Genomic DNA, 13,478 nt, shown 5'->3' on the forward strand with positions numbered 1-13,478 from the left:
TGGGAGAACACGAATGCACCCTACCGGAGAACGGGCGCAGACCGACGCCGCGGATCCGGAGGCTGCCGTCCCGACACCGAAGATGGTAACTTTCCCAGAATGAGAAGCAGCTTCTCGCGCGGTGCCGGCGGGTCGCGCTCCCGTAACTGACAAGGACGCCCATGTACATCGATTACGAGGTCGCCGAGAAGGTCGCGACGATCACGCTGAACCGCCCCGAGGCCGCCAACGCCCAGAACCCCGAGCTGCTCGACGAACTCGACGCGGCCTGGTCGCGCGCCGCCGATGACGACGAGGTCGCGGTGATCGTGCTGCGGGCCAACGGCAAGCACTTCTCGGCCGGCCACGATCTCAAAGGCGGTGGTCCGGTCCCGGACAAGATCACCCTGGAGTTCATCTATTCCCACGAATGCAAGCGCTACCTCGAGTACACCCTGCGGTGGCGCAATGTGCCCAAGCCGTCGATCGCCGCGGTGCAGGGCCGGTGCATCTCCGGTGGGCTGATGCTGTGCTGGCCGTGCGATCTGATCATCGCCGCCGACGACGCCCAGTTCTCCGATCCGGTCGTGCTGATGGGCATCGGCGGCGTCGAATACCACGGGCACACCTGGGAACTGGGTCCCCGTAAAGCCAAGGAGATGCTGTTCACCGGCCGCGCGATGACCGCGCAGGAAGCCGAGCAGACCGGCATGGTCAACAAGGTGGTGCCGCGGGATGAGCTGGACGCCGAGACTCGCCGGCTCGCCGAGCACATCGCCACCATGCCGTCGTTCGCGCTGCGGCAGGCCAAGCGCGCGGTCAATCAGACCCTCGACGTGCAGGGCTTCCACTCGGCGATCCAGTCCGCGTTCGACATCCACGAGACCGGGCACGGCAATGCGCTCTCGGTGTGCGGCTGGCCGGTGCTGGTCAATCTCGACGACATGAAATCCAAGGTGCAGTAGGCGCGCTCCGCGCCGCCCCACCTCGCCGCGAGATTGCGCGCACGCAGCTAATTGCGCGAACGTTCCTGCGCCAGCCCAATCTCGCGGGCCAGCGAGCGCAGCTCGCGCTTGAGCACCTTGCCGTAGCTGTTCTTGGGCAACGCGTCGACGAACTCGTAGCGCTTGGGGCGCTTGAACCGGGCGATGCGTTCCAGCAGGTGGTCGTCCAGCTCGGCGGCGGAGGCCTCGCCCACGATGAAGGCAACCACGATCTCGCCCCACTCGGAATCCGGGGCGCCCACCACCGCGGCTTCGGTGACGCCCGGATGCGCCAAGAGCGCCTCCTCGACCTCGCGGGGATAGATGTTGCTGCCCCCGCTGATCACCACGTCCTTGGAGCGGTCGCGCAGGCTGAGATAGCCGCGTTCGTCGAAGCAGCCCTTGTCGCCGGTGAACAGCCAGCCATCCCGGATCGCCTCGGCGGTGGCGGCCGGGTTGTTCCAGTAGCCGGCCATCACCACGTCACCGCGGCAGACGATTTCGCCGACCTCGCCCGCCGGCGCGGGGGTGCCGTCCTCGCGCAGCACCGCCACCTCGACACCCGAGCGCGGATAGCCGACCGAGCCCAGGATCGCGTCGTCGCCGGCATGATCGGCGCGCCGCAGGCCGGTGATGGTCATCGGCGCCTCACCTTGGCCGTAGAGCTGGGCGAACACCGGTCCGAACGCGGCCAGTGCGCGCTTGAGATCGCCGAGGTACATCGGGCCGCCGCCGTAGATGATGGTGCGCAGGTTGCCCGGCCGCTCGCGTCCGGTGCGCACCAGGCGGGCCACCATCGTGGGCGCCAGGAACGCGGTGGCGCCGGGGTGGTGCCCGCACAGGTCGAGGAACTCGCCGGCGTCGAACGCGCCCGAGGCCGGGATCACCTGCCGGGCGCCACGCAGCACGTAGGGCGCGATGTACAGCCCGGAACCGTGCGACATCGGGGCGCCATGGATCAGGCTGCAGTCGGCGTCGGGGTCGTCGAGGTCGGCTAGGTGCGCCACCGTCATCGCCATCAGGTTGCGGTGCGTCAGCATCGCGCCCTTCGAGCGCCCGGTGGTGCCGCTGGTGTAGAACAGCCACGCCAGCCGCGATGGCTCCGGGTCCGGCGGTCCGCACGGCGCGCTGGCCAATCGCTCCAGATAGGCGGCGCCACCGATGGTCTCGACCCCGGTGCCGACGACGGCGGTCAGGGCGGGGGCCAGCGTCGGGGACGCGAAGACCTGGGCGGCAGCAGCGTCGTCGAGGATCTCGGCCATCTCGCGCGGGTGCAGCTTGTAGTTGAGCGGCACGACGACGCAGTCGGCCGCCCAGGTGGCGAACATCAGCTCGATGATCTCGGGCCGGTTCTCGCTGGCGATCGCGATCCGCGCCCCGGGTGGCACCGCCGCGCGCAGCGAGGCCGCCAGCCGTCGTGCGCGATCCGCCAGCTCACCCCAGGTATGCAGTTGGCGCTCTCCGTGATACACCGCCCCCCGCTCACCGAATCGGGCCGCGGCCTGGTCCAGCACGGTGAACAGGTTCACTGCTGGACCCAGTGGGAGTCGAGGCCGAAGTCCGAGAGGTATTTGGTCGTGCTCCAGCCGCCGTCGACCACGATGGTCTGGCCGTTGATGAATGCGCCCGCTTCTGAGCACAGAAAGGCGACGGTGTTGGCGATGTCGTCCACTCGCCCCAGTCGCGGATACGGCGTCATCTCGGTGTTGATTTTGTGGAATCGGGGCTCTTCGAGGCGCTTTTCGACCATCGGCGTCACGGTGACCCCGGGCGCCACCGCATTGCACCGAATGCCCTGGGCGCCGTACTGGCAGGCGATGTGGGTGGTCAGGGCGGTCAGGCCGCCCTTGGCCGCGGAGTACGCCCCGCCGCGCAACCCGCCGACCACCGCGAAGGTCGAGGTGACGTTGATGATCGCCGATCCCGGGCGCAGGTGCGGCAGCACATCGCGTGCCAGCCGAAACGGCGCCCGCAGCATCAGGTTCAGGAAGTGGTCCAGGGTTTCGTCATCGGTTTCGTGCAGCGGTTTGGGACTGCCGACCCCGGCGTTGTTGATCAGGAAGTCCACCCGGCCCCAGCGGGCCAGTGCGGCATCGACGATCTGGGCGGGAGCCTGGTCGGTCGTCAGGTCGACGGCCACCGTGGCGATGCGATCGGCGTCGGCGACCTCGGCCGCCAGCCGCGCCAACCGGTTCGCGTCGCGGCCGGTGGCCAGCACCGCCATCCCGTCGGCGGCAAGCTTTGCCGCGCAGCCGAATCCGATGCCGCTGCTGGCGCCGGTCACAATCGCTACCCGCATGTCAACCTCCGATCAGAGCGGCCCGGATCTGCTGCTTGATGACCTTGCCGGCGTCGTTTTTGGGCAGGGCGTCCCAGATCTCCACTTGTTCGGGGGCCTTGAACACCGCGACACCGTGCGCGGTCAGCATGGCGCGCAGCTCCGCGACGTCGGGACCGGTGCCGCCGGCCGGAACGATGACGGCGCAAGCCCGTTCGCCGGTGCGCGCATCGGGCACCCCGACGACCGCGATCTCGGCGATGCCCGGATGGCCGGCCAGGATGTCCTCCACTTCGCGTGCGGAGATGTTCTCGCCGTTGCGGATGATGACGTCTTTGAGGCGGCCGGTGACGAGCAGGTAGTCGTCGTCGACCCAGCGACCCAGATCGCCGGTGGCGAAGTAGCCCTCGGCATCGAAGCAGTCGCGCTCGTCCTCGGGGTGCGCATAGCCCACCAGCATCTGCGGTCCCCGAATGTAGATCTCGCCCTCGCCCGGCGGCGCGCCCTGGTGGGGAACCACCTTGATGTCGGCGATCCCGGCCCGGCCGTCGGTCTCGGCGGCGTAGGAGAGTTCGCCGGCGCCGACGGCGCCGACGGTGCTGACCGGCACCTCGCTGCAGCCGTACACCCGGGTCACGGCGGCGGTGGTGAAGTAGCCGGCCGCGTCCCGGATCAACGACGCGGGGACCGATGCGCCGCCGCAGACGAAGAGCTTCAGGTCGGGCAGGCGGGTGCCGGCGCGCCGGGCGGCGGCCAGCAGCTGGGTCAGAAACGGTGTCGCGCCGGCCAGGTGGGTGCAGTGTTCGGCGAGCATGAGCTGCACGGCGGCATCGGCATCCCAGGTGTCCATCAGCACGGCGGTGGTGCCGAGCAGCAGGGGAGCCTCAAACGCATAGATGGATCCGCCGATGTGGGCGATCGGGGAGGGCACCAGGAAACGATCGCCGGGTTCGATCATCCAATGATCGCCCACTTGCCGGATCAGGGCGTTGATCGAATTATGGCTGTGCAGAACCCCTTTGGACCGGCCGGTGGTGCCCGAGGTGTACAGCAACAGCCGCACCGCGTCGGGATCGAGTCGCGGCAGGCGAACCGGTGCGGGCGGGCCGGCGATCAGCGTACGGTAATCGGCGCCCGGGGCGCCCGCCGCGGCACGCACCAGCACCACCTCCGGCGGCTCGGCGAGCGTGCCGGCTACCCGGGCCAGCATGCCCGCGTAGTCGTGGCCGCGAAAACGTTCCGGCGCGAACAGCATTCGGCTGCCCGAGTCGGTGAGGATGAACGTCAGCTCCGCGTCCCGCAGCGACGGCAGGATCGGGTTGACCACCATGCCGGCCAGGGTCGCGGCCAGGTAGACCACAGCGGCTTCGTGCCAGTTCGGCAGCATGAACGACACCACGCTGCCGGTCGGTATCCGCTGCAGCATCGCAGCGGCCAGCGCCCGCGCGCCGGCGTGCAACTCACCGCAGGTCAGCCGGGTGTCGCCGTCGACGAGCAGCAGGCGGTCGGGGGTCCGATCGGCTTCCTGCGCCGCGGCATCGGCCAGCGTTCGCGCCGTCACTGTTGTCCCGTCACCCGGTGCAGCGTCATCGAGTACCGGTAGTCGGCGCCGGCATGGGTATTCACCGTCACCTGGGCGATCTCGCCCTCGGAGGTGGTGTAGCTGCGTTGCATCTGCAGCGCGGCGGCGCCGGCGTCGACGGCCAGCTGCGCGGCGAGGTCGGCAGTGATGATCACCGCGCGGATGTGCTGGCGTACCTCGACGACGCTGACCCCGAACACGTCCTCGATCAACGGGAAGATCGGTCCCGAGTGCCGCTGCAGCAAGCGGCCGACGCCGGCGAAGGCCCGGTTGATGTAGTACTCGGTCCGGCAGATCGGTGCCGCCTGATTCTCGGCCCGCCGATTGCCACACACCGCCAGCCAGTCGCTACCGGCCGGCAGTCCGGTGCGCGCGGCGGTGTCGTCGTCGAGGGTGATCATGGCGTTGGAGTCGATCTCGAAGGAGGAGCCGGCCGCGAACGCGACCAGATCGTCGATCGACACCACGTCGTGGGCGTAGCAGTTCGTCGCGGTGCGCGGAATCACCACAGTGCCCGCCCGGGGCCGGGAGACCACGAGGTTGTCCTCGCGCAGCCGCCGCAGCGCCTCGCGCACCGTGTAGCGGCTGACGGTGAACCGTTCGCACAGTTCGTGTTCGGTGGGCAGCTGCGAGCCGATCGGATACACCCCGTCGGCGATCTCCTTGCGCAGCACCCGGGCGACCTTGAGGTAGCGGTGGTCGGTCACGGCCCGACCGGCTCTAGCGCCAACACGCTGCCGTCCCCGTCGGCGGCGACGAGCAGGGCACCGTCGGCGCCGCGGGCGATCCCGGCGAACGGGCCCTGCGGGCCGGAGAACGGCGGCATGCCCTTGAGCGGCTTGGGCACCACGCCCGCCGGGGGCCCGATCGGCAGCCCGTCGGCGATGGTGTGCCGCGCCGCGGTGTCGAGGTCGACGGCGAGCACCTGCCGGGCACCGGCATCGACGATGTAGAGCCGGCGGTCGGTCACCAGAATGCCCTGCGGGCACGACAATCCGTCGACCACCGTCTCGACGCCGGAGCCGCTGACCCGCACCACCCGCCCGGCGCCGGATTCGGCCACCAGGTAGCTGCCGTGCGCGCCGAGTGCGATCCCGACCGGGCCCGCCAGCCCGGCAGCGAGTACCTCGACGGTTCCGGCGTCCACGCCCAGCACCCGGCCGGTGCCGAACTCGGCGACGACCACGCCGCCGGATCCCGCGACCACTCCGTAAAGCTGGTCGAAGCCGTCGGCGAGCACCTCGCTGCGCGCCTCGGCCGGTACGTACCGGCTGACCTGCCCGCCGGAGGTGGTGACCACGAACTCGCCGGGACCGACCGCGACCACCCCGCGGATGAAGCCGGGATAGCCGGGGGTGAACAGCATTCCGAGCGTCTGCAGCTGCCCGCCCGGACCGACCGCGTAGAAGTAGGTGCCGTCGGCGACGTAGAGGGTGCCGCCGTCGTCGACCGTGAGATCCAACGGCCAGTTCAGCCCACCCGACAGCGCCGTGCTCACCTCGCCATCGGCGGCGATCTGGGTGATCTCGCCGCTGAAGTTCGAGACGAACAGCCGGCCGTCGACGAAGGTGCAGTTGTCCAGCCCGGGCGCCAGCTGCGCCAGCACGGTGCGCTCGCCGGTGCGCGGGTCGATGCGCAACACCGCACCGCTGGCCGCCTGGGTGGAGACGATGCAGCCGTCGGTGTCGAACTTCACCGAGTCGGGCACGCCCAGATCGGCGGCGACCCGTTGCGGTGCAGCATCTTCGGCGAACGGGTCGATCCGCCAGATCTCGTTGGCGGTCATCACCGGGAAGTACAGCAGCCCGTCCGGCCCGACCTCCATGGCATTGGGCGACGGCAGGTTCTCGGCCAGGATGCGCTGGGCGCCGGTGGCCCGGTCGAGCTCCATCAGGCGCCCGCCGTCGCGGCATTCCCCGACCAACAGTCGATCCTGATACACGGTGATCCCGTTGGCGCAGGGCAGGTCGTCGCGCAGCACCCGGGCGCGGCCGGCGGCGTCGAGCACACTGACCCGGCCGTCCATCACCTCGGTGGCGTACAGATTTCCCGCGCTGTCGAAAGCCACGTCGTCGGGTGCGACGACGTCCCCGCCGCGCGGGCTCACCGCGGCCAGCTCGCCGGTGGTCACGTCCAGTGCACTGATCTGGCTGCCGGTCACCTGCGCGACGTAGACCCGGCCGTCCGGCCCGGTGCGCAGGCCGTTGGCACCGAACAGCCGACTCGGGGCGGTGATCCGTGCCAGCCGCCAGCCCGCTGCGATCACCGGACTCGTGCGGCCGTCACGCGAGAGCGGGTCCGTCATGACTCCGGACGTTATCAAGCCTCGTTAGTCCAGACAATAGCCGCCGCTGATCGACGTCTCGGCCTTGACGCGCGAATAACCGCTGCGGAATAGTGTTCTGCAATACGCAGAACGGAGTATTTTGTCCGAACAATTGATGGCGGATGGCGCTGGGGAGGCCTCGGCGGGTGGTCCGCTGCGCGGGGTGCGGGTCATCGATCTGACGACGATGGTGATGGGCCCGTACTGCACGCAGATCATGGCCGACATGGGGGCCGACGTCATCAAAGTCGAGCCGCCCGAGGGTGACGCCACCCGCTACATCTCCGCCGGCCCCGCACCGGACATGAGTGGGGTGTTCGTCAACGTCAACCGGGGCAAGCGCGGCATCGTGCTGGATCTGCGCACCGACGAGGGCAAGGTGGCGATGACCGCGCTGATCACAGGCGCCGACGTGTTCATCCACTCCATGCGGGCCAAGGCGATCGCCAAACTCGGGCTCGACTATCAGGCGGTGGCCGCCATCAAGCCCGGGATCGTCTACACCAACTGTTACGGCTACGGCCGGCGCGGCCCGGACGCCGACCGCCCGGCCTATGACGACACCATTCAGGCCGAATGCGGGCTGCCCGCCGTGCAGCAGCAGCTCACCGGGCGCGCGGACTACGTGGGCACCATCATGGCCGACAAGATTGCCGGGCTCACGGCCCTGTACGCCACGATGATGGCGCTGTTCCACCGGGAGCGCACCGGGCAGGGCCAGGAGGTCGAGGTCGCGATGTTCGAGACCATGGCCTCGTTCATGCTCGTCGAACACGCCAACGGCGCGATGTTCGACCCGCCGCTGGGCCCGGCCGTCTACCCCCGCACGGTGGCGCCCAACCGGCGGCCCTACGACACCAGCGACGGGCAGATCGCCGCATTGATCTACAACGACAAACACTGGAACGCCTTCATCGACGCGGTGCAGCCGCCGTGGGCTTCGCAGCAGTACGCCACGCTGGCGCAGCGGGCGCAGCGGATCGACACCGTCTACGGCCTGGTGGCCGAGACGATGAAGGAACGCACCACTGCCGAGTGGCTGAAGCTGTTGCGCGAGTTGGAGATCCCGGCCGCCCCGCTGAACACTCCGGGTGCCCTCTTCGACGACCCCCACCTCAACGCGGTCGGTCTGTTCGAGACGGTGGACACCCCGTACGGCGCCGTGCGGTTCCCCGGCGTGCCCACCTGGCTGTCGCGCACCCCGGGCCGGGTCGCCGGCCCGGCGCCGGAGCTGGGGGCGCACACCGCAGCGGTGCTCGCCGAACTCGGCTTGGAGCAGGGCGCCTCATGACGCTGGACTTCGACATGGGCGTCCGGGCCGGTGAGCTGAGGGGGCAGCTGCGCGAACTGATCAGCCAGGAGCTACCGGAGCGGTTTCCGGGCGCGTTCACCGACGATCCCGCCGACCTGGCTGCCGCACAACGGTTCTGCCGCCTGCTGGCCGAGCGTGGACTACTGTGCCTGTCCTGGCCAACGGAGTTCGGCGGGGCGGACGCCTCGGTGTGGGAGCAGACCGTGGTGCGCGAGGAGATGTGGGCGCACCACGAACCGCGCGGCGCGCAGTACATGGGGGTGAACTGGGTCGGGCCGATCATCATGCGCCACGGCACCCCGGAACAGCAGCGCCGGCACCTGCCAACGATCGCGGCCGGGGAGGTGATCTGGTGTCAGGGGTTCTCCGAACCCGAAGCGGGCTCGGACCTGGCGTCGCTGCGCACCCACGCCCGTCGTGAGGGCGGCGGGTGGGTGATCAACGGCCAGAAGATCTGGACGTCGTATGCCACCATGGCGCAGTGGTGCTTCCTGTTGGCCCGCACCACCCGGATGGGGGAGGGCAAGGTTGAACGAAAACAACAGGGCCTGAGCGTCTTTCTGGTCCCGATGGACAACCCGGCGATCACGGTGCGGCCGATCCGCACCATGATGGGCCCGCACCATCTCAACGAGGTGTTCTTCGACGACTTGCGCGTCACCGACGCCGATGTGCTCGGCGACGTCGATGCGGGCTGGTCGATCGTGGCCGACGTGATGTCGTATGAGCGGGTGGGCATCGCGCGGTATGCGCGCTGCGAACGACTGCTGGCCGCCGCCCCGCATGCGCTCGGCGAGCGTTGGGAGACACTGCCGGCCGAACTGGCGGCCCGCTGGGTGCGCATGCTCACCCACTGCCGGCGCGCCCGGCTGATGGCCTACCGGGTGGTGTCGCTGCAGGCCAGTGGGCAGATAGCGCCCGGCGACGGCGCCGCCTACCGGATCGCGGTCACCCGCCTGGACCAGGAGAGCGCGGAGGTGCTGATGGAGATCGCCGCCGAAGCGCCGGCCGAGCCGCAGGCGCAGTGGTTCCGTGCCGAGGTCGAAGATCACTGGCGTTATTCGCAGGCCGCCACCGTCTCCTCCGGAAGCATTGAGATGCAGCGCATCCTGCTCTCCCGTGCCCTGCTGGCGGCGCCGCGATGAACCTCGAACTCGGCGCCGACGCGCACGAATACGGGCGGGCGGCACTGCGGGCGTTCGAAGCCGCCGGCGGTGACGCGTTGGCGGTGCGCGCCGACGCCGACCCGGCCGGGCGCGAACAACTGGTGGGGCCGATCCTGCACGGGCTCGGTGCTTTCGACCTCAAGCCCCGTGCCGATGCCGACGAACTGGAAGCCGCCGCCGCGCTATGCCGCAGCGCCGGCTACTGGGCGGTGCCCTATCCACTGGCCGAATGCCTCTCCGCGCCTGCCGATCTCGACGCCGACGGGCTGATCGTGGTCGCCGAGCATGCCCCGGCCGGTGCGGTGGCCGGCCTGTCGAAGCGCTGGGCGACCGTGACCCTGGCCGGGGCGCGCAGCACGGTGACGGCACAGTCCGCGGCCGGGCCGGCTCTGGTGGCCGAGCTGACGCTGACCGAGGTCGACCGCGACGGCGCCGACGACGTGGCGCTGGCGCTGGCGCTGGGATGCTGGACGCTGCTGGGGATGCTGGATCGGGCCGTGGATCTGACGATCGCCCACGTGCAGCTACGTCACCAATTCGGTCAGCAGCTGGCCAAGTTCCAGGGTGTGCAGTTCCAGCTGACCGACGCCGAGGTGGAGCGCAGTGGGCTGGAGATGCTGGCCAAGTATGCACTGTGGAGCATCGCGACCGGGCGCGGCGAGGCGGTGGACGATGCCCTGGCGCTGCGTTCGGCGGCGCTGGAAGCCGCCGACGTGGTGTTCCGGGTGTGTCATCAGCTGCACGGTGCCGTCGGGTTCTGCGACGAGACGGCGCTGTCCTGGCTGTCGCGCTACAGCCAGCCGCTGCGTCGGCTGCCGTGGGGACTCTCAGCCACCCGTGACCGGCTGGTCCGTCGCACCGGCCGCGCCGGATTGGCGGGACTTTACACATGACGTACGACCTGCCCCAGGAGATCACGGTGACCGGCGACGGGCCGGTGCGCACCGTGACGATCAACCGGCCGGCCGAACTCAACAGCGTCAACGCCGACTTGCATTGGGGGCTGGCCAACGTGTGGCGCCAGCTGGCCGCCGACAAGCAGACCCGGGTGGTGGTGCTCACCGGCGCCGGGCGGGCGTTCTCGGCCGGCGGCGACCTGAACTGGATCACCACGTTCCTTGACGACGAAACCGCCCGGGACGAGAGCATCCGCGAAGGCGCTCAGATCGTGGAGGAGATGCTGCGGTTCCCGCTGCCGATCATCGCCGCCGTCAACGGCCCCGCGGTCGGGCTGGGCTGCAGTGTGGCGCTGCTCTGCGACATCGTATTGCTGTCCGAGACCGCGTATTTCGCCGACCCGCACGTCGCGGTCGGACTGGTGGCCGGGGACGGCGGCGCCGCGCTGTGGCCGCTGCTCACCCCGATCCTGCGGTCGCGGGAGTACCTCTACACCGGTGACCGGATCGACGCCGCCACCGCCGTCGAACTCGGACTGGCCAGCCGCCGGGTCACGTCCGAACAGCTGCTGCCGCAAGCCCACCAGTTGGCCGAGCGGCTGGCCGCCCAGCCGCCCGAGGCGCTGCAGGGCACCAAGCGGGTGGTCAACATGTACCTGTCGCAGGTGCTGGGCGGGCCGCTGCAGGCCGGGTTCGCCGCCGAGGTCGCCACCATGAAGACACCCGAGCACCGGGAGCGCCTGCTGGCGTTCCAGAAGCGGGCGGGCGGGCGATGACACGCTCAGCCGACTTCCGTGCGCACGTGCGTCAGTGGTGCGCCGACAACATCCCGGCCGACTGGCGCCGCACCCAAACCGGGATCGGGGAACGGGATTTCGTCGATTTCCAGCGCAGCTGGTTCGCCACCCTGCACGGCGCGGGGTTCGCGGTTCCGCACTGGCCGCACGCGTGGGGCGGCGGCATGTCGGTAGCCGATCAGGCCGTGCTGTATCAGGAGCTGGCCGCCCACGACGCGCCGCGGCTGGTGCTGGCGTTCGTCGGCATCCACCACGCGGCGGCGACCCTGCTGGCCGCCGGCACCGAGGAGCAGCGCCGCCGGCACCTGCCGGCGATTCTGGACGGCGAGATCTGGTGCCAGGGCTTCTCCGAACCCGAGGCCGGCTCGGATCTGGCGTCGCTGCGCACCTCGGCGCGCCGACTGGGCGACGACTATGTGGTCAACGGCCAGAAGCTGTGGGCCAGCGGCGCGAGCTACGCCCAGTGGTGCCTGCTGCTAGCCCGCACCGACCCGGACGCCCCCAAGCGCAAGGGCATCTCCTACTTTCTGCTGGACATGGCCAGCCCCGGAGTGCAGGTGCGGCCGATCCGCAACGCCGTGGGCGACCAGCACTTCTGCGAGATCTTCCTGGACGACGTGGTGATCCCGGCGGCAAACCTGATCGGGGAAGAGAACGCCGGCTGGCAGGTGGCGCAGGCGACACTGGGCGCCGAACGCGGCATGACCATGCTCGAGCTGGCCGAGCGGCTGGGCTGCGCGGGCTTCCGCTGGCTGGTGCAGGCCGCTCCCACCGACGACCCGGTGGTGGCGGATCGGTTGGCGCAGCTGGAAACCGAGATCAGCGGCCTGCGCGCGATGTGCCGGCAGCTGGTACGCGACGTCGAGGCCGGCACAGCCGGACCGGGCGACGCCTCGATCGTGAAGCTGTTCTACAGCGAACTGCTGCAGCGGCTCACCGATTTCGGCGCCGAGATCGCTGGGTTGGACGCACATACCGCCCTGGCCAAACCGCTGTCCAGCGGCTGGGAGTCGGGTTCGTGGGTGCTGGACTTCATCGGCTCCTGGGAGTGGACGATTCCCGGCGGCTCCAGCGAGATCCAGCGCACCATCATCGGAGAACGCGGTCTGGGACTGCCACGAGAACCGAGCGCGCCATGAGGACAACGGATCTCGCCGAACTGCACGGCGAGCTGCGGGCGGTCGCCGCCGACGTGCTGGCCCGGGGCCGGGTGGCCGACTGGTCCGGGTTGGCCGGCGTCGGCTGGGCCGGGCTGGAGGTCGCCGACGGGCTCGGCGGCGCCGGTGCGACCTTCGCCGAAACTGCGCTGATCTGCGAAGAACTGGGCCGGGCCGCCGCGGCGACGCACTACCTTGGCAGCGCCGTACTGGCCGTCGGTGTGCTGAACACGTTGCAGGACAGCGCGGTCCGCAATGACCTGTTGTCCGGCATCGCGGCCGGACGGGTCCGGGTGGCCGCGGTGCTCGACCCCGGCTTCACGGTCTCCGGCGACCGGCGGCTGGCCGGTCATGCCGCGTTCGTGCCCGATGCCGATGGCGCCGACCGACTGCTGGTGCTGGCCACCGATCACACCGGCGCCGAGGTCGCGGTGGCCACCGACGGTCTCACCGTCACACCGCAACCGGTGCTCGACGAGACGCGTGCGGTGGCCACCGTGGCCGCCGACGGGATCGAGGTCCCCGAACCGCTGCGGTTCGCCGAGGATCGCGGGGCGCACCGAGTGCGCGACCGGGCCGCGCTCGCGGTGGCCTGCGACAGCCTCGGCTTGGCCGAGGCCATGCTCGCCGCCACGGTGTCGTATGCGCAGACCCGGGAGCAGTTCGGCCGCCCGATCGGATCCTTCCAGGCCGTCAAGCATGCCTGCGCCGATATGCAGGTGAAAGCGTCGGTGGCTCGCGCCCTGGTACGCGAGGCCGTAGCGGCCCTGGTGCACGACGACGCTGAGGCCGATGCCGCGGTCGCGATGGCGAAGTCCTACACCTGCGGTGCGGCCGTCGAGGTGGCCGGCAAGGCCATGCAGCTGCACGGCGGCATCGGCTACACGTGGGAGAGCGGCATCCACGTCTATTTGAAACGCGCGGTGTTCAACCGGTCGTTGTTCGGGTCACCGGCCGCGCACCGCCAACGTCTCGCGCAACGGTATTGACAAGCGAAGCAAG

The 13,478-nt window shown here is 70.0% G+C and carries 12 protein-coding genes; 7 read left to right on the forward strand and 5 right to left on the reverse strand.

Annotated features, from left to right (window positions below; translation table 11 throughout):
- Positions 1-161: 161 nt before the first annotated feature.
- Positions 162-944 carry an enoyl-CoA hydratase gene (locus tag AC5Y4Q_RS10990; RefSeq protein WP_064924276.1) on the forward strand — a complete coding sequence of 261 codons (783 nt, stop codon included), beginning with the start codon at positions 162-164 and terminating at the stop codon, positions 942-944.
- 47 nt (positions 945-991) lie between these two features.
- On the opposite strand, the gene AC5Y4Q_RS10995 is transcribed toward AC5Y4Q_RS10990, so the two are convergent.
- From AC5Y4Q_RS10995 to AC5Y4Q_RS11015, 5 genes are read right to left on the reverse strand one after another with little or no spacing between them, the layout of a single operon-like run.
- The gene (locus tag AC5Y4Q_RS10995) at positions 992-2,491 is read right to left on the reverse strand and encodes an AMP-binding protein (protein ID WP_499958937.1); all 1,500 of its coding nucleotides are present in this window, start codon (positions 2,489-2,491) and stop codon (positions 992-994) included.
- Positions 2,488-3,261 carry an SDR family NAD(P)-dependent oxidoreductase gene (locus AC5Y4Q_RS11000; RefSeq protein ID WP_125225168.1) on the reverse strand — a complete coding sequence of 258 codons (774 nt, stop codon included), beginning with the start codon at positions 3,259-3,261 and terminating at the stop codon, positions 2,488-2,490. The genes AC5Y4Q_RS10995 and AC5Y4Q_RS11000 overlap by 4 nt, the downstream gene beginning before the upstream one ends.
- Position 3,262: 1 nt before the next feature.
- Positions 3,263-4,801 carry an AMP-binding protein gene (locus AC5Y4Q_RS11005; RefSeq protein WP_499958939.1) on the reverse strand — a complete coding sequence of 513 codons (1,539 nt, stop codon included), beginning with the start codon at positions 4,799-4,801 and terminating at the stop codon, positions 3,263-3,265.
- Entirely contained in the window at positions 4,798-5,529 is a 732-nt protein-coding gene (locus AC5Y4Q_RS11010; protein ID WP_499958941.1) for a GntR family transcriptional regulator, read from the reverse strand. The genes AC5Y4Q_RS11005 and AC5Y4Q_RS11010 overlap by 4 nt, the downstream gene beginning before the upstream one ends.
- Complete coding sequence (locus AC5Y4Q_RS11015) at positions 5,526-7,127, reverse strand: SMP-30/gluconolactonase/LRE family protein (RefSeq protein ID WP_499958943.1); 1,602 nt, start codon at positions 7,125-7,127, stop codon at positions 5,526-5,528. The genes AC5Y4Q_RS11010 and AC5Y4Q_RS11015 overlap by 4 nt, the downstream gene beginning before the upstream one ends.
- Positions 7,128-7,302: 175 nt before the next feature.
- Here AC5Y4Q_RS11015 and AC5Y4Q_RS11020 point away from each other — a divergent pair, with 175 nt between their 5' ends.
- Genes AC5Y4Q_RS11020 through AC5Y4Q_RS11045 form a run of 6 tightly spaced genes read left to right on the forward strand, consistent with a single transcriptional unit; the run spans position 7,303 to position 13,465 of the window.
- On the forward strand, positions 7,303-8,439 hold the full coding sequence (locus tag AC5Y4Q_RS11020; protein ID WP_125225175.1) for a CaiB/BaiF CoA transferase family protein: 1,137 nt from the start codon (positions 7,303-7,305) through the stop codon (positions 8,437-8,439).
- Complete coding sequence (locus tag AC5Y4Q_RS11025) at positions 8,436-9,605, forward strand: acyl-CoA dehydrogenase family protein (RefSeq protein ID WP_499958945.1); 1,170 nt, start codon at positions 8,436-8,438, stop codon at positions 9,603-9,605. The genes AC5Y4Q_RS11020 and AC5Y4Q_RS11025 overlap by 4 nt, the downstream gene beginning before the upstream one ends.
- Positions 9,602-10,519: an acyl-CoA dehydrogenase family protein gene (locus AC5Y4Q_RS11030; protein ID WP_499958947.1), complete on the forward strand. Its 918-nt coding sequence runs from the start codon at positions 9,602-9,604 to the stop codon at positions 10,517-10,519. Before AC5Y4Q_RS11025 ends, AC5Y4Q_RS11030 begins: the two co-directional genes overlap by 4 nt.
- The gene (locus AC5Y4Q_RS11035) at positions 10,516-11,298 is read left to right on the forward strand and encodes an enoyl-CoA hydratase/isomerase family protein (RefSeq protein ID WP_499958949.1); all 783 of its coding nucleotides are present in this window, start codon (positions 10,516-10,518) and stop codon (positions 11,296-11,298) included. Before AC5Y4Q_RS11030 ends, AC5Y4Q_RS11035 begins: the two co-directional genes overlap by 4 nt.
- A complete protein-coding gene (locus tag AC5Y4Q_RS11040) occupies positions 11,295-12,458 on the forward strand; it encodes an acyl-CoA dehydrogenase family protein (RefSeq protein ID WP_499958951.1) in 1,164 nt (387 codons plus the stop codon). Before AC5Y4Q_RS11035 ends, AC5Y4Q_RS11040 begins: the two co-directional genes overlap by 4 nt.
- Entirely contained in the window at positions 12,455-13,465 is a 1,011-nt protein-coding gene (locus AC5Y4Q_RS11045; RefSeq protein ID WP_499958953.1) for an acyl-CoA dehydrogenase family protein, read from the forward strand. The genes AC5Y4Q_RS11040 and AC5Y4Q_RS11045 overlap by 4 nt, the downstream gene beginning before the upstream one ends.
- The last annotated feature ends 13 nt before the right edge of the window (positions 13,466-13,478 follow it).

The organism is Mycobacterium sp. NGS16 (assembly GCF_059813225.1).